The following is a 20,861-nucleotide window of genomic DNA, read 5'->3' as shown; positions in this document are numbered from 1 at the left end:
ATATTTCTTTTAAGAATTTTCTTGAATAAAGTAAAGGTTTTGTTGCAATTCTTCCAATCATAATAGACTCTCAATGAGAGAGATATGTTCTTATTTGGTCGATGTTAGTTATTTCTTTATTTGTTTCAATAAAATATATTTTTATGTTCTTTTTTCAGTTGATATATATTGTTCATGATAATTAATTTTGTAGAAATCATTTGAGTAATAAGGTAATTTTTTTGATAATAATTTTATTTGGTACTTAAATGTTCATTGGTAATATTTACCATTATTGGTTCTATTGCTATCTTGTGATTTGTTAACATGGTCTGATATGCTAAAATAAATTATTCAATTTGACAATGTTTTGACGATATTATATTTATAAGTTTATAAAGGGGGTTGAGAGGCAGAAATTTATGTTGTGGAAATGGGTATTAGTTTTGCTATCGTCCTTAGTTTTTATTGTAGCAGCATCAATTGTGATATTTGATGGAATGAAGAATATCAGAGTTAAAGAAGAAAATTATATTACTTTTGAGGGTTTAATTGAGAGAGAGATTATATCAACTTCCTCAAGTTGGGATTTAAAATATCGTTTTTTGGACTTCCTATAAACAAGGTTAGTAAATTAAAATGTGAAAAGTTTTTTGAGATAAGGAAATTTTTTATTGGTTATGGATTTAGTAAGGAGGATTGTAAATATTAAAAGTGTGTTTTTTCTGAAGCTTATGAGAACTCTATTCTTGAGTATGATATTCATATGACTATAGGTATTTATACTAAAGATGTTGATAATGTGGAGAAGATAAGAAGAGACATTGCGAAATTTTATGATAAGGATATATCTTTGTTTTGTGTTGAAGAACTAAATTATTGTTTTGATAAGATTGATGATATTAAGCTTGAGATGGTGTCAGATTCTATTCAAAATTGTAAATTGGTTATTTTATAGATTGCAATTAATTCAGATATTGTTTTGGGAGTTTTGGGAAAAATTAAAACTATAAGTCGAATTTTTATAGTTGATGAAAGTTGTATAAATTCATGAAAATTCTTTAAAGAAGAAATTAAGGGTAGTTACAATGGTTTGTTATTACTTAAATTAAGTTTATTAAAAGGAATAGTGATGGAGTTTTTTTATTCTAATAAAGAAAGTGATTTAAAAGGCAGATTTTTTGATTTTTTTGTGAACAATATTAGTCAAGATGATTTTACTAGTATTGGGATTTGTGGTGGTCGGAATATTATTTCTTTTCTCAATATCTTTTATGAGAAGAATTATTCTCTTAAAAAATCTCATTTTTTTTTGGTAGATGAGCGTTGTGTTGATTTAAATAGCGATTCTAGTAATTTTAAGCTTTTAAATGAAAGATTTTTTTCTAAAATGGTAGAAAAGAATTTAGTCTGTGGTGGTAATTTTCATCCATTTATTTACAGTGAGTTTGATGAAGCATTATCTATTCATAATTACAATGTTGAATTTAATTCTAGATTTACAAGGTTAGACCTTAGCATTTTGTCTGTTGGTGAGGATGGTCATCTTGCTTCTCTTTTTCCTTCAAAAAAACTTTTATTCTCTGAAATGGAGGGGTATCAGTATGAATATGATTCACCAAAGCTTCCTAATAAGCGAATTAGCCTTACTCCCAAATCTTTACTTTTTTCTAGGGCTTCTGTATTACTTTTTATTGGTAATGAAAAAAAAGATGCTTTAAAGAATTTTTTAAATTCAGAAGTTTCTTTGAGTTTATGTCCAGCTAGGATTTTCAAAGATCATTCGTGTTTATTAGTTCTTACAAATATTGAAGGGGTCTATGCAAGATCCTAGGCTTTCTAAATATCAAAATGCAAAAAATTTAGGAGTAAGAACTTTGAAAAGTGTTGCAAAAGAAAGTTTGAATAATGATTTTTCTGATTCTGAGATGCAAGGTTCACTGCTGAAGTCTTGGATCAATCTTGTAAAGAGAGGAAAAAAAGGAACTTTCAGCGAATCAAGTTTTTCTGATAAAAAAATGGAGAAGCCAGGGTTTATTCGTAAAGAAAGTAAATTATCAAAAATAGCAAAATATTTTTTGGCTATTGGTCTTGAAAAATCGGCGCAGATTATGGCTGAGCTTGATGATTCTGATATAATTTTGATTACTAGGGAAATTACTAAAATTAAGTACATTACTCCTGGTGATAAAAAACGAATTATTCAAGAATTTGAGGAGCTGGTAAGAAGTGAGAAAAAATATTTCAAAATTGATGATAAGTTTACTTATGAAGTGTTGAATAAATCTTTGAGTAAGGCCAAAGCAAAAGAGATTTATAAAAAAGTTACAGGCATTGATCCATTTTTGCCTTTTGATTATTTATCTTTTGTTGAGAATGAGCAGCTTTGGGCTTTAATTAAAGATGAAAACATTAAAACGCTTTTGATAATATATAATTATTTGACTAAAGAGCAGAAAAAATATGTTTTTTCTATGTTTGAAAAAGATATTAAGAAAAAGTTTATTAAAGAGCTTGCTAAGCCAAGGCGGTTAAATATAGATATGGTTGAGATTATCTCTAATAGATTAAAAAGCAGATTTGAAATGCAGGGGAGGCTTAAAACCGAAAAACTAGATGGTTCTAAAATACTTGTTGATATTTTAAGTTATATGGATGCTGAGGATGAGAAAAATCTTTTGACTAGTATTGATATGAAAGCTTTAGATCCTCTTAAAGATAGTGAGATTAGAGAAAAAATATTTGATATTAACATAATACTTAGGATTACAGATAATGACATGCATAATATTTTAAGAGAATTTACAGATAATGATATTGCAGTTATTATTAAAGATAAAAGTAATGAAATTAGAGATAAAATTCTTTTTAATGTTTCAAGAAGACGTAAAGATTCTATTTTAGAAGAAGAGTCTTTTTTGAAAAAAGTCAAAAAGAAAGATATAAAATTAATGACTACATCTTTTGTTGATTATATTAAGAATTTAACTTTAAAGGGCGAGTTGGTAATATATAGAAAAAATGAGGAATTTGTTTAGTGAAACTTAATGAACTACGTAAAAAGTATATAGAATTTTTTAAAAGTAAAGGACATTATGAAATTGCAGGCAAGTCTTTAATTCCTGATAATGATTCTACAGTCCTTTTTAATACGGCTGGTATGCAGCCTCTTGTACCTTATCTTCTTGGAGAAATGCATCCATCTGGTGATATGTTGGTTAATGTTCAAAAGTGTTTAAGAACAGGAGATATTGATGAAGTTGGAGATTTTATTCATTTAACTTTTTTTGAGATGCTTGGAAATTGGTCTTTTGGTGCTTATTTTAAAGAACTCTCTGTAAAGTATAGTTTTGAGTTTTTAACTTCACCTAATTATTTAAATATTTCAAAAAATAAACTTTATGTTAGTGTTTTTGAGGGTGATGAGAGTATTCCTCGTGATATAGAGACAGCTAATGTGTGGGAAAGTCTTGGGATTTCTAGAGATAGAATATTTTATCTCTCAAGAGAAAGTAATTTTTGGGGACCTGTTGGGAACGTGGGTCCTTGTGGACCAGATACTGAAATATTTGTAGATACAGGCAAAGAGAAATGTTCTACTAAGTGTGATATTACATGTTCTTGTGGTAAGTATTTTGAGATTTGGAATAATGTTTTTATGCAATACAAAAGGGATGAGAATGGAAATTATGAAGAACTAAATCGTAAATGTGTGGATACAGGTATGGGACTTGAAAGGACAATTACATTTTTGCAAGGAAAATCTTCAGTTTATGATACGGATGCATTTAAACCTATAATTGATAAGATAGAGAAGATTTCTGGAAAAATTTATGGACAAAATTTAGAGAATGATAGAGCTATGCGAATCATTGCTGATCATATTAAGGCAAGTTGTTTTATTTTAGCTGATCATTTTTCAGTTTCTCCTTCTAATATGGGGCAGGGTTATGTTTTAAGAAGAATAATTAGGAGGGCTATTAGATATGCAAAGAAACTTGGGATGGAGGCTCATTTTTTAGCAGATCTTGTTGATTCTGTTTTGGAGATTTATGAATCTTTTTATGAAGAATTAACAGAAAAAAAAGAGTTTATTAAGGCTGAATTAAATTTAGAGGAAGAAAAATTTTTTAAAACTTTGCGTTATGGTGAGCAGGAATTTGTTAAGTTAATTAAGCGATTATCATCAAAATCAATTCCAGGTAATATTTCTTTTAAACTTTATGATACTTATGGTTTTCCTTATGAGATAACGGAAGAACTTGCAGCTGAGCATGGATTTAGTGTGGATAAAGTAAGCTTTGAAGAGCATTTTAGAAAACATCAAGAGGTTTCTAAGAAAGGAGGTAATAAAGTTTTTAAAGGAGGTCTTGCAGACTGTAGATATGAAACTACTAAATTGCATACAGCTACTCATTTACTTCATAGGGCCCTTCAACTAGTTTTAGGTGATCATGTAAGGCAGAAAGGCAGTAATATTACTGGTGAGAGATTAAGATTTGATTTTAGTCATCCTTATAAAATGACAGATGATGAAATTAAAAAAGTTGAAGATATGGTTAATTTACAGATAAAAAGTAAATTGTCTGTAAGGCGATCTGTGATGAGTCTGGATGATGCTTTGGCTAAGGGTGCTATGGCTTTATTTGGTGAGAAGTATGAAGATGTTGTGAGTGTGTATGAAATCGATGGATTTTCAATTGAAGTTTGTGGCGGTCCTCATGTTAATAATACTGGTGAGCTTGGTATTTTTAAGATACAAAAAGAACAAGCCTCGTCTTCAGGCATAAGAAGAATAAGAGCAATTTTGATTAATTAAGATTAAGAATATGGAGGGTACACTTTATGTTTAAAGGTTTAGGCGATTATTTGTTAACTTTACATCCTATTTTTTTAGGATTTTTGGGTTCTACTTTTACTTGGTTTACTACAGCTTTTGGAGCGGCTGCTGTCTTTTGTTTTAGAAAGGTAAATAATAAAATAATGGATGCTATGCTTGGATTTTCAGCAGGAATTATGATTGCTGCTAGTTTTTTTTCACTTATTAAACCAGCAATAGAGATGGCAGAAGAACTTGGTTATGTTGCATGGGTACCGGCAGTTTTTGGATTTCTTTTTGGAGCATTTTTTATATATGTTGTAGATGTATTTGTGCCAGATCTTGATAAGCTAACATTTATTGATGAAGATTTAACAAGACATGGTAAAAAGGATTTTTTACTTTTTACAGCTGTTACGTTGCATAATTTTCCAGAAGGACTTGCTGTTGGTGTTGCTTTTGGTGCTTTAGCTTCTTCGCCTGACATTCATACTTTAGTTGGAGCTATGATTCTTACCTTAGGAATTGGTATTCAAAATATGCCGGAAGGTGCAGCAATTTCTTTGCCTTTAAGACGAGGAAATGTGCCTTTATGGAAGTGTTTTAATTATGGTCAAATGTCAGGTTTAGTAGAAATTATTGGTGGATTCTTAGGATCTTATGCAGTTTATACTTTTACTAGGATTTTGCCTTTTGCTTTATCTTTTTCAGCAGGGGCAATGATTTATGTTTCAATTGAACAATTAATACCTGAAGCTAAAAGGAAAGATATTGACAATAAGGTTCCAACTATATTTGGAGTTCTTGGGTTTGCTTTGATGATGTTTCTAGATGTTTCTTTGGGGTAAATTAGCCAAATTTACCGGTGATGTATTCTTCTGTTTTAATATTTTTAGGATTGAAGAATAAATCATCTGTTTGGCTTTCTTCTTCAATGTATCCGTTAAGGAAAAATGCAGTTCTATCAGATATTCGTCCAGCTTGTTGCATATTATGAGTTACGATTATGATCGTGTAGCTTTCTTTTAAATTTATTATTAATTCTTCAATTTTTCCTGTTGAGATTGGATCAAGAGCAGAAGTAGGTTCATCCATTAATATTACATTTGGTTCAATTGCAAGAGTTCTTGCAATGCAGAGCCTTTGTTGTTGTCCCCCTGAAAGACTTAAAGCATTTCTATTAAGTTTATCTTTTACTTCGTTCCAGAGTGCAGCTTTTATTAATGATTTTTCAACTATCTCGTCAAGTTTTTTTTTGTCTTTAATTCCATGAATTTTAGGTCCATAGCTTATGTTGTCATAAACTGACATCAAGAATGGGTTAGGAGTTTGAAAAACCATTCCAATTTTTCTTCTAAGTTCCAGTACATCAAAATTATTTGAATAAATGCTTTTGCCCTCATATATAACTTTTCCTTCTATTTTAACGCCTTCCACAAGATCATTCATTCTATTAAGTGTTCTAAGAAATGTTGATTTTCCACAACCTGATGGGCCTATTAAGGCTGTAATGCTATTTCTTAGTATTGATATATTAATATCATTTAATGCTTTAAAATCTGTATAAAACAAATTTAAATTCTCAGTTTTAATAATTGCTTTATCTTCAGTCATTTACTTGATCCTATATAGTTTATTGATTAGAAATTTTGATGTTAGATTTATTAAAAGTATCATTATTATAAGTATTGATGCTGTTGCAAAACCTTTGTCTAGATATCCTTCTTGAAATAATAATAATAGATGTACAGTTAAACTTCTTGAAGGCTCATTTAAGGAACTTGCAAGTCCTAAATTTGTTCCCATTGTAAATAGGAGTACGGCAGTTTCTCCAAGAGCACGTCCTATTGCAAGCACTATTCCTGTTAAAATACCTGAACTAGAAGCGGGTAATAAGATTTTAATTATAGTTTCTGTTTTATTGGCACCTAGGGCAAAAGAACCATATTTGTATGATTTAGGAATTGATTTTAGTGCTTCTTCAGTTGTTTTAATGATCATTGGTAATATCATTAAAGAACTTGTTATTGCTCCAGAAAGTATTCCCATACCTAAAATTGGCACAAAAAAGATAAGTCCGAAAAGTCCAAAAATAATAGCAGGAATTGATGATAATATATCAACACTCATAGATACTGTTTTATACAGTACTTTATTTGAAGTATATTCTGCAAGCATTATTCCTGTGCCAATTCCTATTGAAATTGAGATTATTGCTGTTAATAGTATGACATAAAATGTATTTAAGATTAAGTAAGAAATTCCTCCATATTTTCCAGAATTTCTTGGAGTAGATAATATGAAATTTAAATTTAAAGGCATGCTTTTTTGCATGTAGTATAGTTTGAGAAAGGGTGCATCACTTTTGTAGAATGCGTGCCAAGGTACAACTGCAATTGTTCCTTCGTTTTCTTCTACTATTTTTATTGCGTTTTTATCATAATCTGAATATTTTATAATATTTAATTTGATAGTTTTAGATATTAATTCATTCCAATCTGTTGTGCCTACGAGTAACTCTTTAATCTCATTAAGACTTAGTGTATCAATGATTTCATTTTCACTTTTTTGCAATGTTTTTTTGCCTATTAAGATAGACATGGAGCTAATTTTTAAGGGTTTGATCTTCGGATATTTTTTAAAATCTAATTTTTCAAGATCCTCTTTTCTTAAGTATCCAATAGCACCTGATGTTTGATTGACAGTTGATATCATTTCTTCATTAGATTCTATAATTTTTATATATCTATTATTAAATTTATTGTCTTTGGTGAAAGTTTCTAATATAATTTTGCTGGAAAGGTTTGATTGTGAACTTGCAATTGGAACTATGTCAATATTTTGATCTGATATGCTGCCCCAGTGTGAAATTTTATTGTTGTATATGTTATAGATATCTTGAGTGGTGATTTCTTCTGCTTTTATGCTCTTATTAATAATAAAGGCAATTTTTATTATTTTATTATTAAATTTGAATGGTAAAAAATATTTTTTTTCATCTAAAAATAGTGTCTGTTTTTTACTGGTAAAGAATAGTGAATTGTATATTATGTAAGATATTATGAAAATTAATAGCATTATTAAGGAATAGGCAATGAAATTTATTATGCAAAATGCGATTTTATTGAATAATTTGTTTATTTTAATTGTATTCACTTGATTTTTAGCCTTTTAGAAGAAGATAGAATAAAATGCTTAATTGAGTTTATTATTATTACTAATAATAGTAAGACCAGTGCTGTAGAGAATAGAGCTTCTCTGTGAGTTCCAGATGCATATCCCATGTCTATTGCAATGTTTATTGTTAAAGTTCTAATGGGCGAAAATATATTTTTTATAAATAGGGGTGAACCACCTCCAACCATTAAAACTGCGATTGTCTCACCAATGGCTCTTCCAACTGCTAATATTACTCCTGCTAAGATACCTCTTCTAGCTGAAGGAATCATTACTTTATATGTTGTTTGCCAATCTGTTGCAGCTAGTGCAAGAGATGTTAGTTTATATGATTTTGGAACAGCTTTAAGTGCTGTGTATGAAACGCTAATTATTGTTGGGAGTATCATTATACTTAAAACTATTACTGAGTTTATTAGATTATATCCTAAGTTGTCCTCTCTTTTAACGATGTTCTTTATAAGGGATGCTATAAATGTACTTCCAAAAAATCCGTAAACTACGCTTGGGATTCCTGCTAAGAGCTCTATTGTAGTTTGTAATATTTTCTGATAAGCTCCCTTTGCTTTTTCAGATAGGTAAATTGCAAATCCAAGTCCAATTGGTAATGCAATTGAGACGGAGAAAAATGTTGTTAAAGCTGAATTTATAATGAAGGATAAAACCCCGTAAGATTTTTGTAATCTGCTAGTAGGATTCCAATTTGTACTAAATAGGAAATTACAAATTTTAATTCTATTATGAAGAAATGGCGTTAATCCATTTTTAATTACAAATAAGACTAATAGCAATATTGCCAAAGTACTAATTGTTGTTGATGCAAAAATAAAACAGTTGAAAGCCAATTTAACAATATTTCTTTTTGTCCTTAAAGTTAATTTCATGCTTTAAAAGAGTTCCCCTGTAGAAATTGAACTTTGTTAAGTTTATATTTACCTTAGATTTTTAGCCAATTTGTCATGATTTTAGTTGTTTTTAGTTGTGTGGACTCTTATAAACCCTTGTTCTTCAACAATATCTTGTCCATTTGGACTTAGCATAAACTTAATAAAGTCAAGTGTATTTTGATCCTCAGAGATACTGTTCGTGATTGCTATTAAACTTCTCTTTATAGTATATTTTCCCTTGATTATCGTTTCTTTTGTGGGATATATGCTATTTATTGAGAGTGTGTGTAGACCCTTTTCCATTGAACTTCTTGAATATCCAAAACTGATATAACCAATTGAGTGAGATGTAAGGCTTACTTTTTCAATTACTTCGCCATTAGATTTTACCACAATACTATCCTTTCTGAATTGAGATTCTTCAGCATTTTTTAATATCTTATCAAGAAGTAGTTCTTTAATAGATGAATGAGAACCAGATGATGAATCTCTATTTATGAAGTTAATTTTAGCATCAGGTCCACCGACTTGTTTCCAATTTCTAATATTTCCATTAAGTATTTTGACTAAATCTTCTTCTGTAATGTTTGTTATCTTGATGTCAGGACTTGTAATAAATACTAAAGCATCATAAGCAATGACCGTGATTTTTGCTCCCTCAGCTATTTCTTCTTCAGTTGCGTCTCTTGAAGATATTGCCATTTTATAAATACCATCAAATAATCCTTTAATTCCAACGCTACTACCTTGTGCATCATAAGTCACTTTAAGTTGATCATTTATTTTTTGATATCTTAGAATCATTTCATCCATAATAGAGGTTGTTGAGGTAGATCCACCGATTGCAATTACATTTTCTTTACTTTTATTTGTACAATTACTAAATAAAAAAGCTAGTAAAATAGAAAAAAGCATTTTGATTGCTTGCATTAAATTAACTCCTTTTACAACTATATATAATATCATTAATCTTGTATAAGTCAATGAATAGTAAATATTTTGATTTTTTGATATAAGTTATTATACAGATTATAAATTCGAGGTATTAGATGAGTATAATTAAGTCTGGAGATATTGAAAAAGGGGTTTTTTTGCTTTTTAAAGGCATGCCACATGTTGTTCTTACTCGAGAATTTTCTAAAATGGGTAGAGGTAGTTCTATTGTAAGATTAAAGCTTAAAAATCTTAAAAATAAGTCTATTGTTAATGAAACTTTAAAGGGTGCTGACACAGCAGAAGAAATTGAAGTGTTAGAAGTGAGGTCTCAATATCTTTATAGGAGGAATGAAAATCTTATTTTTATGGATTTAGAAACTTATGATCAATTTAATGTGAATTTAAAAGAAGTTGCAGACATTGAGGATAAGTTTCTGTTTTTGCAAGAGGCTGAAATTTATACTCTTGTCAAGTGGGAAGATGAAGTTATTGATCTTAAATTACCTCCAAAGATTGCATTTGAAGTTGTAGATGCTGAGATTGCTGTGAAAGGTGATACCGTAACTAATGCTATGAAGAGTGTTATCCTTCATACGGGATTGATAGTAAAAGCACCTCTTTTTATTAATGTTGGAGATAAGATTTTAGTTAATTCTGAAACAAAGGAATATGTTGAGAGATTTAAAGATTAACAATATATTGTTTTTTTTTATTGTTTTCTGTTCTTGTGATATGAGTTATCCTGATGTAAAGGAAGTTGATTATGTGATTAATTATTATTTCACTAAGGATAAGTTGGATTATTTCATGACTTTTGATTTTGCAGTTAGAGTTTTGAATTCTAAGGATATAAGCAAATTTGTTATTGAAAATATTAATAGTAAGGAATTTATTGAAATGACTAAGGATAAATACGTTTCTTATTTCATTGATTCTGTTCTCGGTAAGGATATTCTTTATTGTAAGGATTTGAGGTTTAATGTTGCTGATAAGACTTTTGAAAGTTTTGAAGCAAAAGTTCTTCTTTTTGATTTTGGAATGAGGGTATATAGTAAAGACATTGTCATAAATTTAAGCTTATCAGAAGAAGAATTGGCTTTAATGCATGATTATGTGTATAAATTTAAGGATATGGTTAAATTAAATAAGATTAGTGATAATAATGTGTATCTTATTAGAACGCCTAAGGATGAAATCGACTTTTTATATTCAGTTGCTAAGATTGAAGACTTGATTAATACTCAAATGAGTGACGGTAATTTGGATACTTACCTAGGATTTTACTATATAGGAAAAAATTCTAACCTATTTTTTAAATTAAATTAGTTTGGGTCCACCAGGATTTGAACCTGGGACCACCCGATTATGAGTCGGGGGCTCTAACCAACTGAGCTATGGACCCTGTAATCAAAGCTAAAAATCTCTAATAAGTGAGTTAAATTCACTTATGCCAATTAAAGCTTTTAAATACTTTAAGACATTGTATTTACTTTTTTATTTATTGTCAAGTTCATCGATTTCATTTTTTATGGTTTCTATTTTTGAATTTAGTGTGTTTAATTTGTTCTCAATTGATTCTTTATTGCTTATAAGTTGTTGCATTCTTGTTTGTATTTTTTCAATTTCTTTCATTTTTATTGCTTTTACTAGGTTTTCGTTTAATGTGGATATTTGTTGATTTAACTTTTTTATTGTTTCTATCGATGAATTGATTGCGCCGCTTTTATTTAATCCCTTTTCTGTTTTTGACATCTCAACAAATTCTTCGGCAATTTTTTTTAAAATAGCTTCTTTATTTGTTTGAACAATATTAATAGCGTTTTCTATTTTATTCTTATTATTAATATTTTCTTTTGTTCTTTTATTTTTGATTTTGCTACTTATTTTTATGATTTCTTCCTGAATTTCATTCATTAACTTATATTCTTCAATAATCTCTCTGCTTAAATCTTTGCTTTCTATAAATTCATTAACTAACTTTTCTAAGTTTTCTGAGAATAAATGTTCTTTTATTATTTTTTTCTCGAATTCTTTTCCTATTTTTTCTATATTTATTTGATTTATAATTGCTTTTAGCATTAGCTTAATATTTATCATAAATTTTTTAAAAAAATTGACTTTTTCGTTGAACTTTATTATTTCTGTTTTTCTGTATTTATACTTTGCAAGTATTGATTTGGTAATGTTCATTTTGTGTTTTAAAATTGATGACAGATTGTTTGGATATTTATTTATTATTATTTCGATAATTTTTTTAAGTTTTGTTTCGTATGTTTTTAGGACGTGTTTTTTGTTTTCTTTGTAGTTTTGAATCTTTTTGTATAGTTCTTTTAATTTATTCTCGTTATCTTCTGTTTTGTTTAAGTTTATTTTAAGCTGAGCTATTTCTTTTTCTATTAATTTTAAAGATGTGTAAGATTTTAATTTTTTCAGTTCTATTGTATTGTTGTTTTTAAGCGCTTTTCCAAGTTCAACTAATTTTTTGTCTTTTTCTAGGATTAGTTTTTGAATTTTAAACTTAAGATCTTTTATCATAAGTAGCTCATATCTTAATTTTATTTTCTGTTGACACTTTGTTCAAGCTCAAATTTGGAAAGTTTATGATAAATTTTTCTTCCATGTGGACAGTGCTTCAGTTTGAGATTGAAAAATTCATTTATTAAAAATTTACTAAATTCAGAGCTTATTATATCATTGCTCTTAATGGCTTGTCTACATGCAATTGTTGCGTATAATTCGGCTTTCAAAGAATCAATTGTTTTACTTTTTCTTGTCTTTAAAAATTGGATAATAATATTTTCATACTTGTTGCAAATATTGGGAATTGATTCGAGTTGATAGGTTTGCTCTTTGATCTTGGTAACTATAATATCTATTTTTCTATATTCTTCTAATTCGCTTTCTAGTATTTTATTTGTATCTTCAAAGTCTACTTGAAATTCAATTGGTACTAAAAGTTTTTGGATAATTTTTTTTGAATTTATTAGAGTTTGATATATGATTTTTTCATGAAGTGCATGCTGATCTATGAAATAAACTTCATCATGGTTTTCTACTATTAGAAATTCTGAGAATAGTTGTCCCATATATTTGAATTGATTTTTTTCTATTGGTTTTTGGAGCTCGTTTATTGTTTTGGAAGTTTGTAGAAAAATATTTTGTATGTGGTTTTTAAATGATGGTTTATCTTTGTGAATTGGATTTTGACTTTCAAATTTTACTTTATCTTCTATTATGTTTGTTATTTTATTATTTTGTGGTTTGTCTAGAATTAATGCTTTGTTTTTTGTGATTTCATAAGATTGAAAATCTGAGTTTGTTGAATCATTCTCAGATTGTAATAGATGAGCATCATTTGTTAGTTGTCTTTTTATTATTATATTGTGATAGTCTTGTAAAATTTCTTTTTTTTCTCTGTCAAAGAATTCATTAATATTATTTGCAATTTGTTTAGGAAGAAATGGTAAGTTAAAGAATCTTACTTCTTTTTTTTGAGGATGTATATTAAAATCGACATGTCTGGGATCTATTTCTAAAAATAGATAACATATTGGAAAATTTCTATTAGTTAGTATTCTTCTATGTCCGTCAATTATTGCTGATAATAGACTTTTCTCTTCTACGGGTCTCCTATTGACAAATATTTTTATATTTCGTCTGTCTTTTCTTGAGAAGTTAGGTGGGGCGAAAAAGATTTGCATTTCTATACTTTCATATTCTGCTTCTATTTTCCCAAATTTATTGTTTTCTATTATTTCTCCATATACGCTTTGCACTCTATCTATGAGGCTTTCTTTAAAGTAAACTTTTCTCAATTCGTTGTTTATACTCAATTTAAAGTCAATATTGGGATGAGTGACAGCCTTTTCTTCAAAAACTTTTATGCACATTTTTGTCTCAACAGAATCTTTTTTTAGGAATCTTTTTCTTGCTGGGAGATTATGAAATAGATTTGTAATATCTACTATTGTGCCATTTATAGCAGATTGTTTTTTAAAATATTTTTCAATTCCATTTTCAACTTCAATTTGGTAGCTGTCTTCTCCTGTGATTGAGCTTGTTATTGTGAGATTTGAACAAATGGCGATACTTGAGAGAGCTTCTCCTCTAAATCCTAGTGTTTTGATTTTTTCAAGGTCTTGTTCTTCAGTTATTTTTGATGTTGTGTGGGGTAGGTAGCATATCTTTAAATCTGATTGGCTTATGCCACTGCCATTGTCCATGATGAGTATTCTGCGGATTCCACCTTCTTCAAGAAAAACCTCAATTTTATCTGCTCCGGAATCTATTGCATTGTCAAGCAATTCTCTTAAAACAGAGCAAGGCCGATCTATGGCTTCTCCTGCTGCTATTTTTTGTACAAGACTTTTATCTAGAAATTTTATTTTATTCATTTATTATTTGCATGATTATATTGTTTTGTTTATAATCAGGAAATTTTTTGATAACCTCTTTAAGTATTGTATCATTCCCATTATCATTATATTCTATTATTCCTAGTGCGTGTAAGGCTTCTGGATTGTTTGGATTTTCTTTGATATATTCTTGTAATTTTGTAGTTGCTCTTTTATTGTCTTTAACAGCAATAAAGGTTGTTGCAAGATTATATTTTGCTTCAAGACTTGAGAGAGATTCTGCTCTTTGGAAAATTTTTATTGCTTTTTGGTAGTTTCCTTGGTTTTTGTAAAGTATACCAAGATTGTTTAATGCTAATAAATGATTTTTATTGCTAATCTTTTCAAGAATTTCAATTGCTTTTAGTTCATTGCCGGACTTTTCGTATGCTATTGCTAAATTTATATGGGCCGTAATATTTTCAGGATCTTTTAAAACTACATTATTGTAGAGAGGTATTGCTTCATTGTAATTTTCTTTATTTAGATAAATGGATGCTTTTAAATATAAATATTCAGGTTTCTCTGGATTTATGTCAAGAGCTTTATTAATCGTTTGCAGTGATTCATTCAGGCGATTATTTTCAAATTTTGCTATTGCTAGGTTGTAAAACATAACATCATTTTTTTCTTTTATCGATACTATTGCCTTTTCTAGATATTTTTCACTGTTTTGAAAGTCTCCAATATGGTTTGCAATAATTCCTGCTTGCAGGGCGTAATTGGGATTTTTTTTAATATCATAAGCTTTTTTTAAACTTAAGAAAGCATTTTGTTTGTCATTGTTTTTTTCTTCTGCTATTCCTTTTTTGTAGTAGGCAGTATCATAATTGGGGTCAATGGCAATTGCTTTTTTGAAAACTTCAATTGCTTCTTTTGGTTTATTTAATAAAATTAAATTTGTTCCTTTATTTGTATATGCTTTTTTATGTTTTGGATTCAGTGATATTGTTTTATCAAATGCTTTTATTGATTCTTCATATTTTTTAAGTTTAAATTGCATTATTCCGACTTTATAGTAATCTTCTTCATTATTTGTAATGCTTGCAATTTTTTCATAAATTTCTTCGGCATTTTTGAAGTCTTGCTGTTTCTCACTTGCTAATGCTAGCATTTGAAGAGATTTTAAATCTGTTTGAGGTTGTTTGGAATGGTCTGAATGGATTTGAGGTTTTTTTTCAATTTTTATTTGATCGTTTATTGAGTGCTCATTTAGTTGAGGAATTTCTTTTTTATGTTGCTTTTGTTTTAAAAGCTTCTTGTTAAAAGGAGCCTTTTTTATGTTGGGTAAATTTGGCTCGATATCTTGTCTTATTAGTTGAATTAAAAGATTAGATGCTTCTTGAGTTTTTAGTTGATCAATTAAGTTATTGATTTTATTAAATTTATTACTCAATCCTTTTTTAATGAGTTCGTTAAGTCTTTTTTTTGCAATTAAAGAATTTCCGGTATTAATATTATCTAATATTTCATAGAGTGTTTTTTTTATAACATAATTATAAGACTGATCTATTTTTTTAATTATTTTACTTTGTGAGATGGAAGTGTTTTTTGTATCTGTGCTGTCTATTTTAATTTCTGGCTTTAGAATTTGTTTTATTTTATTTTCTTGAAAGTCGTCTGTCTTCTTTTTGATAAGTTTATCTTCATTTTGTTTATGTGTTTCTATAACTTGTTTTGGAGTGTGCAATTGAGAGATTTCAGCTTTATTTAATTCTTTATTCAGACTTTCTTTTAATTTTTTTAAGTCAAATAAATTTTTTTTATGTTCAATAGATTCATTGTTATTTAGATTTGTCTTTTCCTGATTTATTATCTTACTTTTATTATTATTTAGATTCTTAGGTACTGTGATTTGCTTGAATTCTAAAATATCTTCGTTTTCAATACCAGTATTGTTTTTTCTATCGGCATAGTTTTCTATTTTTGTAGTGTCTTTGATATATTTATTATTGAAAGCAATTTCGGAATTTTCATTGTTGATTGGTATTGATTGTTCTTTTCCTTGTATTTTATCTAGTATTTGATTAGCAGTATCTCTTTGTAAATCTTTTGATTCAAAAGGGCTATTATTTGCAAGTTCTGATAGAGTGTTTTCAAGGATTGCAATGTCTGTATTTTGTGGATATTTATTTTTTAGAATTTTTGTTATTGAGTATGCTTTTTTATAATTTCTATCCATAATACTATTTTTTACTTCGTTTAGCATTATTTCTTGATTATTTTTGTTTATTCGTTCTTTATACACATAATAACCAAGGCCTCCAAATGAAGTAATAAGTAATACTATTAAAATTATTAGTATAGGTAAGCTTCTTATTTTATTCATCTATGTTTAACTCCTCTTGCCAATTAATTTTTTCTAATTCAATTAAAGAATCTGTTTTTAAGATATCTTTAAATTCTTTTTTAATCATTGTTTTTTTGTTTTGAAGACCTTGTGTTTTGTCTTGACTTTGTATTTTGTCTTGACTTTGTATTTTGTCCTGAATTTGTGTTTCGTCTTGACTTTGTATTTTGTCCTGACTTTGTGTTTTGTCTTGACTTTGTATTTTGTCCTGAATTTGTGTTTTGTCTTGACTTTGTATTTTGTCCTGACTTTGTATTTTGTCTTGACTTTGTATTTTGTCTTGACTTTGTATTTTGTCCTGACTTTGTATTTTGTCTTGACTTTGTATTTTGTCTTGACTTTGTATTTTGTCCTGAATTTGTGTTTTGTCTTGACTTTGTATTTTGTCCTGAATTTGTGTTTCGTCTTGACTTTGTATTTTGTCCTGAATTTGTGTTTCGTCTTGACCTTTTTGCTGTTCTGTGATAATTTGTTCACTTCTATTTTTGTGGTTTTTATCAAGTTTTTCCAAATCTGCTTTTTTCTTTCTTAAACGATCTATTATATGGAGAATAGCGTTTCTTTTTTCACTTTCATGTCTTAGTGTAATAAATTGTGAATAATCATGGATTGCCATAGTGTATGAATCCCATGCATTTTTGTAATCTTTTTTCTTAAAATGAATTTTTCCTTGTTCAACATAAGAGTTTGCTCTATTAAGCAATGCTTCGTCATAATTGGGCATGCTTTTAATTGAGTTGGAATAATATTGAATTGCTAAATTATAATAGCCTTCCCCTCGTTTAAACATTATATTACCCAGTTCAAAATATAACTTATAATCAATATCCCCTCCTACTGCAATTCCATCTAATAGTGCTCCTTCTGCTTCTGTTAGTTGATTATTTTCTCTATAAGCCATTGCTAAAAAATAGTATCCATTTTGTACTTTTGGGTATTTATGTATAGCTTCACTGAGTATTTTGATTGCTTTTAGATAGTTTTTATTTTTTATTTCTTCTTGTCCAACCTTGATTAATCTTTGGGAATGTGCGAGGTTTGAGTTAAATAGTAAAATAAGTGAGATGACCAAATTTTTAAGCGGTGATAAGCATTTTTTCATATCTTTTATGAGTATTATTTTATTACTTTTAAGCAAATATTTCTATATTTCATAGCGTTTTAAAGTCAAAATTATTTTGTTCTTTATTTAAGAATATGATAAATTTCATTATTTCTTCTTTTTGTTCGATTGGTATTGTTTTTTCTTTTTTTAATGTATCTGGTTTATAATAACAAGCAAGATAATATATGGCAGGTAGTAGTGTTTCAGTTTTAAATTCTTCTAGTTTAATATTTTTGTGAAGTATTTTTTTAAATACTCTTGTTCTTAAAATTAATGATTTGATGAAAATATATGATTTATGATAGTTTACATTGTAGAGAGTTGTTTTTTGCATTTTTATTATTTTTTCAGGTACTGTGATTTTACTCTCATCAAGTTGGATCATTATTTCTGATATGAACTTAAAATGTTTTTTATCAATTTTTGTATAAAAAGATAGGAAGTAGACAAATATTTGATTTTGAATTTCGTTATTTTTGCTCTTAAAAAATTTTTTTATATTCTTTGAAAATTTTACCTTGTCATCTTCATCTGCATATATGTAAAATGCAATCCATCCGCATGTATCTATTTTTTTTGTATTGTTTTTTATATATTTTATTATGTTTTGTAAGAATGTTCTTTGTATGTGCTTGTTTTGAAATATTTTTAAGTCTTCATATGGGTTGAAATTCATTTTTTCAAACGAAACAAAAAACTCTTCTGCTTTAAATTTTGCCATGGTAATATCTTCTATATTTTCATTTAAATTTATCAGCTTATGTTTTTCAATATATTTAATTGCAAATATAAAGTCTGACCATTCATTTGGTACTTTGTCTTTAAAAAACCATTTTAGATATTGTTTTGTTGCAGATTTTTCAAGTGAAGATATATAAGTCTTTAAAGTATTTTGGAAATCTTTTGGGGTATATTGTGTAAAATCACTGAAAAAATAGTTAAAATTAGAATTTTTATTTGATCCTTTGTAAAAAATTTTATTAAGACTGAAAGTTTTTATTGCTCTTAGGTATTTTAGGATTTCATCGTACTTTAAGGTTAAAACTTCGTCTATTATGTATCTGTAGGTTTTTGTTAAAATTTTGTTGAAAAGTGATTTAGATAGACATCCTACTGGCCAATAGGTTAAAATAAGCAGTTTTTTTATTTTAATTACTCTACTTTGTTTTTTTCTTAAGCTTGATTTAAATAATCTTTGAAATGATTGATTGTATTTTAATATTTGTTTAATTTTTTTCTTGTCTCTATGTTTTACGGCTATTAGTATATCTATTGTTGGTTCTAAATTGTCTACTTTTAAATTACTAGAGAAATTTAATATTAATTGTTTATATAATTCTTTTTTTTCTTGTGTGTATTTTTTATTATTTTGTATTGCAATTAGTTTGAGAAAATTGGTTGAGTTTAATTTGTATGTTATTTCAGGTCTTTTGCTAATAAAATTTGTTTCTTTTTGTATGTGTAATAAATTTTTTTCTCTAATTATTTCTAGCAGCCAGTTTTTGACTTTTTTGTCTTGTGTTTCTTCATAATAATATTCTTCAAGTGTGGTATTTGTTGAGTTTTTTTGAAGTTCGTAATTTTTACTTACTTTGATAAGAGTTATAATTTCTTCTTCATTGAGTTTATAAAGTTTTGATAAAATGCTATACCTTAAAATTTTTTCTTCTATGTTTGCGTTTATGTATTTTTTTAATATTTTAAGATTGTCATAGAACTTTTGATGTTTTGTTAATATCTTCATTTAATCCTTTAGTGATTCTTTGATAATTTGTAGTAATTTGTCATCACGTTTTGCGACTTTTATTATTGATTCTAAATAACCTTCAACATCACCTATATCAAGTCGTTCGCCTTCTACTTTTTTATATAATACTTTGTTCTCAGACATCAATTTCTGTAAAGCATAAATATGGTGATATTCTCCTTTTTTGTGAAGTTTAAATCCTTCTTCTAAATATTGAAAAAATTCATGTGTGTATAAGAATCTTCCAATAGATGCTTTATTGCTTGGTTCTTTTCCAATTTTTGGTTTTTCTACGATATTTTTTACATGAATGTTGTCTTTATGTAATTCTACTACTCCATATCTATTAATGTCTTTGGGATTTTCGATGACAGATAATATGTTTTTTCCAGTTTTTTTGTGTAATTCTATTAGTTGTGTTGTTAAGGATGGATTTCCAATATGTAAATCATCAGGATATGCAACTATTACAGTTTCAGTCCTTATCCAGGGTTTTGCATGTAATAAAGCATGACCTGTTCCCATCATTGCACTTTGCTTTATAAAACTAATATTAATATCTTTAATCTTAATTTTTTCTAGCAAATCTTTTTTGTATTCTTTTGTAAATGCAGTCTCAAGTTCAACATCTCTGTCAAAATAGTTATCCAAAACTCCTTTTCTCCTTGAAGTTATTATTAATATTTCCTTGATTCCAGAACTAGTGAATTCTTCAATAATGTAATCAATTGATGGTTTGTTTAAAATTGGCAGCATTTCCTTTGGAATAGTTTTTGTAATTGGTAGAAATCTTGTTCCGTATCCTGCTGCTAAGATAATTCCTTTCATATTTTGTCTGCGCTCCCAAGTAAAATTATATCAGAATTTGGATTGTAAGTATTTAACATTTTTTAAAAATGGTTTAAAATTTGTCCTTGTGCATATAAGTGCAGGTAAATATAAGGGATGGAAAATTACTTTTCCTAAAACAGGTAGTGTGCGTCCTGTGATGGCTATTGTTAGAGAAGCCTTTTTTTCTATTTTTTTTAACCAGGTTTTAGGGTCAAATTTTCTTGATGTATTTGCAGGTACGGGGATAATGTCTCTTGAGGCTTTAAGTAGGGGAGCTGGTCTTGCTCATCTTGTTGATTATAATAGGCTTTCTAAGAATATTTTAATTAAGAATTTTGAGTTTGTAAGTGAACCTTACAAGTTTTTTTTCAGTAAGGCTGAATTTTTCCTTAAAAAGAATAATCTTTTTTATGATATTATTTATCTTGATCCGCCTTTTAAGTATTCTTTTAAAGAAGATTTGCTTAAAATAATATCGAGAAATGAAAGTTTAAAGAAAGATGCAAAAATTATTATTCATTATCCTTCGAGAGAAAATTTAGACGATAATATTTTAAGACTTTCTAGGTATGATTTTAGAAAATATGGGGGTTCAAGACTTGATTTTTTTAAGGTCAATTCTTATGTGTAGAGAAA

Annotated in this window: 18 protein-coding genes, 1 tRNA gene and 1 pseudogene; 9 read left to right on the top strand and 11 right to left on the bottom strand. The window is 27.9% G+C overall.

Features of this window, described 5'->3' with window-relative positions:
* Window positions 1-401: 401 nt before the first annotated feature.
* The 6 genes from K5Q05_RS01080 (at window position 402) to K5Q05_RS01055 (ending at window position 5,646) form a co-directional block, all read left to right on the top strand.
* Entirely contained in the window at window positions 402-599 is a 198-nt protein-coding gene (locus K5Q05_RS01080; protein ID WP_025443905.1) for a hypothetical protein, read from the top strand.
* Between the two features lie 146 nt (window positions 600-745).
* Window positions 746-937, top strand: a complete 192-nt coding sequence (locus K5Q05_RS01075; RefSeq protein WP_025443906.1) for a hypothetical protein — start codon at window positions 746-748, stop codon at window positions 935-937.
* 174 nt (window positions 938-1,111) lie between these two features.
* Window positions 1,112-1,813 (top strand): 6-phosphogluconolactonase, encoded by a 702-nt coding sequence (locus K5Q05_RS01070; protein WP_025443907.1) that lies wholly within the window; start codon window positions 1,112-1,114, stop codon window positions 1,811-1,813.
* On the top strand, window positions 1,800-3,017 hold the full coding sequence (locus K5Q05_RS01065) for a flagellar motor switch protein FliG (RefSeq protein ID WP_025443908.1): 1,218 nt from the start codon (window positions 1,800-1,802) through the stop codon (window positions 3,015-3,017). The genes K5Q05_RS01070 and K5Q05_RS01065 overlap by 14 nt, the downstream gene beginning before the upstream one ends.
* Entirely contained in the window at window positions 3,017-4,798 is a 1,782-nt protein-coding gene (locus K5Q05_RS01060; protein WP_025443909.1) for an alanine--tRNA ligase, read from the top strand. The genes K5Q05_RS01065 and K5Q05_RS01060 overlap by 1 nt, the downstream gene beginning before the upstream one ends.
* A gap of 26 nt (window positions 4,799-4,824) precedes the next feature.
* Window positions 4,825-5,646, top strand: coding sequence for a ZIP family metal transporter (locus tag K5Q05_RS01055; RefSeq protein WP_025443910.1), 822 nt, complete (start codon window positions 4,825-4,827; stop codon window positions 5,644-5,646).
* Between the two features lies 1 nt (window position 5,647).
* Here the strand turns inward: K5Q05_RS01055 and pstB are convergent, their stop codons facing one another.
* From pstB to K5Q05_RS01035, 4 genes are all read right to left on the bottom strand, one after another.
* Window positions 5,648-6,412 (bottom strand): phosphate ABC transporter ATP-binding protein PstB, encoded by a 765-nt coding sequence (pstB, locus tag K5Q05_RS01050; protein ID WP_025443911.1) that lies wholly within the window; start codon window positions 6,410-6,412, stop codon window positions 5,648-5,650.
* Complete coding sequence (gene pstA / locus K5Q05_RS01045; protein WP_025443912.1) at window positions 6,413-7,846, bottom strand: phosphate ABC transporter permease PstA; 1,434 nt, start codon at window positions 7,844-7,846, stop codon at window positions 6,413-6,415.
* A 104-nt stretch (window positions 7,847-7,950) separates the two neighbouring features.
* On the bottom strand, window positions 7,951-8,859 hold the full coding sequence (gene pstC, locus K5Q05_RS01040) for a phosphate ABC transporter permease subunit PstC (protein ID WP_025443913.1): 909 nt from the start codon (window positions 8,857-8,859) through the stop codon (window positions 7,951-7,953).
* A gap of 81 nt (window positions 8,860-8,940) precedes the next feature.
* Window positions 8,941-9,792: a phosphate ABC transporter substrate-binding protein gene (locus K5Q05_RS01035; protein WP_025443914.1), complete on the bottom strand. Its 852-nt coding sequence runs from the start codon at window positions 9,790-9,792 to the stop codon at window positions 8,941-8,943.
* Window positions 9,793-9,911: 119 nt separating this feature from the next.
* Here K5Q05_RS01035 and efp point away from each other — a divergent pair, with 119 nt between their 5' ends.
* On the top strand, window positions 9,912-10,490 hold the full coding sequence (gene efp, locus K5Q05_RS01030; RefSeq protein WP_025443915.1) for an elongation factor P: 579 nt from the start codon (window positions 9,912-9,914) through the stop codon (window positions 10,488-10,490).
* Window positions 10,468-11,124, top strand: a complete 657-nt coding sequence (locus K5Q05_RS01025; protein ID WP_025443916.1) for a hypothetical protein — start codon at window positions 10,468-10,470, stop codon at window positions 11,122-11,124. The genes efp and K5Q05_RS01025 overlap by 23 nt, the downstream gene beginning before the upstream one ends.
* Before the next feature lie 2 nt (window positions 11,125-11,126).
* Here the strand turns inward: K5Q05_RS01025 and K5Q05_RS01020 are convergent.
* The 7 genes and pseudogenes from K5Q05_RS01020 to K5Q05_RS00990 all read right to left on the bottom strand — a co-directional run bounded on the left by K5Q05_RS01020 (window position 11,127) and on the right by K5Q05_RS00990 (window position 20,222).
* Window positions 11,127-11,200 (bottom strand) — tRNA-Ile (locus K5Q05_RS01020).
* Between the two features lie 92 nt (window positions 11,201-11,292).
* Window positions 11,293-12,333 carry a hypothetical protein gene (locus tag K5Q05_RS01015; protein WP_025443917.1) on the bottom strand — a complete coding sequence of 347 codons (1,041 nt, stop codon included), beginning with the start codon at window positions 12,331-12,333 and terminating at the stop codon, window positions 11,293-11,295.
* 20 nt (window positions 12,334-12,353) lie between these two features.
* Window positions 12,354-14,192 (bottom strand): DNA mismatch repair endonuclease MutL, encoded by a 1,839-nt coding sequence (gene mutL / locus K5Q05_RS01010; RefSeq protein ID WP_099497103.1) that lies wholly within the window; start codon window positions 14,190-14,192, stop codon window positions 12,354-12,356.
* On the bottom strand, window positions 14,185-16,521 hold the full coding sequence (locus K5Q05_RS01005) for a tetratricopeptide repeat protein (RefSeq protein ID WP_099497104.1): 2,337 nt from the start codon (window positions 16,519-16,521) through the stop codon (window positions 14,185-14,187). The genes mutL and K5Q05_RS01005 overlap by 8 nt, the downstream gene beginning before the upstream one ends.
* Window positions 16,514-16,603: pseudogene (locus K5Q05_RS04380) on the bottom strand (tetratricopeptide repeat protein); the annotation flags it as partial. The gene K5Q05_RS01005 and the pseudogene K5Q05_RS04380, both read right to left, overlap by 8 nt.
* A gap of 1,090 nt (window positions 16,604-17,693) precedes the next feature.
* Window positions 17,694-19,391 carry a BB_0208 family protein gene (locus K5Q05_RS00995; RefSeq protein ID WP_025443919.1) on the bottom strand — a complete coding sequence of 566 codons (1,698 nt, stop codon included), beginning with the start codon at window positions 19,389-19,391 and terminating at the stop codon, window positions 17,694-17,696.
* A complete protein-coding gene (locus K5Q05_RS00990) occupies window positions 19,392-20,222 on the bottom strand; it encodes a UTP--glucose-1-phosphate uridylyltransferase (RefSeq protein ID WP_025443920.1) in 831 nt (276 codons plus the stop codon).
* Window positions 20,223-20,310: 88 nt separating this feature from the next.
* Here K5Q05_RS00990 and rsmD point away from each other — a divergent pair, with 88 nt between their 5' ends.
* Entirely contained in the window at window positions 20,311-20,856 is a 546-nt protein-coding gene (gene rsmD / locus K5Q05_RS00985) for a 16S rRNA (guanine(966)-N(2))-methyltransferase RsmD (RefSeq protein ID WP_025443921.1), read from the top strand.
* The last annotated feature ends 5 nt before the right edge of the window (window positions 20,857-20,861 follow it).

It is taken from the genome of Borrelia miyamotoi (assembly GCF_019668505.1).
In the GTDB taxonomy this organism is placed as follows: Bacteria; Spirochaetota; Spirochaetia; order Borreliales; family Borreliaceae; genus Borrelia; species Borrelia miyamotoi.
This window is presented reverse-complemented; position numbering and strand designations above follow the sequence as displayed.

Coding starts and splice junctions, on each gene's coding strand:
- K5Q05_RS01080 (WP_025443905.1), top strand. CDS start 402: ATGTTGTGGAAATGGGTATTAGTTTTGCTATCGTCCTTAGTTTTTATT.
- K5Q05_RS01075 (WP_025443906.1), top strand. CDS start 746: ATGACTATAGGTATTTATACTAAAGATGTTGATAATGTGGAGAAGATA.
- K5Q05_RS01070 (WP_025443907.1), top strand. CDS start 1,112: ATGGAGTTTTTTTATTCTAATAAAGAAAGTGATTTAAAAGGCAGATTT.
- K5Q05_RS01065 (WP_025443908.1), top strand. CDS start 1,800: ATGCAAGATCCTAGGCTTTCTAAATATCAAAATGCAAAAAATTTAGGA.
- K5Q05_RS01055 (WP_025443910.1), top strand. CDS start 4,825: ATGTTTAAAGGTTTAGGCGATTATTTGTTAACTTTACATCCTATTTTT.
- pstB (WP_025443911.1), bottom strand. CDS start 6,412: ATGACTGAAGATAAAGCAATTATTAAAACTGAGAATTTAAATTTGTTT.
- pstC (WP_025443913.1), bottom strand. CDS start 8,859: ATGAAATTAACTTTAAGGACAAAAAGAAATATTGTTAAATTGGCTTTC.
- K5Q05_RS01035 (WP_025443914.1), bottom strand. CDS start 9,792: ATGCAAGCAATCAAAATGCTTTTTTCTATTTTACTAGCTTTTTTATTT.
- efp (WP_025443915.1), top strand. CDS start 9,912: ATGAGTATAATTAAGTCTGGAGATATTGAAAAAGGGGTTTTTTTGCTT.
- K5Q05_RS01025 (WP_025443916.1), top strand. CDS start 10,468: ATGTTGAGAGATTTAAAGATTAACAATATATTGTTTTTTTTTATTGTT.
- K5Q05_RS01015 (WP_025443917.1), bottom strand. CDS start 12,333: ATGATAAAAGATCTTAAGTTTAAAATTCAAAAACTAATCCTAGAAAAA.
- mutL (WP_099497103.1), bottom strand. CDS start 14,192: ATGAATAAAATAAAATTTCTAGATAAAAGTCTTGTACAAAAAATAGCA.
- K5Q05_RS01005 (WP_099497104.1), bottom strand. CDS start 16,521: ATGAATAAAATAAGAAGCTTACCTATACTAATAATTTTAATAGTATTA.
- K5Q05_RS00995 (WP_025443919.1), bottom strand. CDS start 19,391: ATGAAGATATTAACAAAACATCAAAAGTTCTATGACAATCTTAAAATA.
- K5Q05_RS00990 (WP_025443920.1), bottom strand. CDS start 20,222: ATGAAAGGAATTATCTTAGCAGCAGGATACGGAACAAGATTTCTACCA.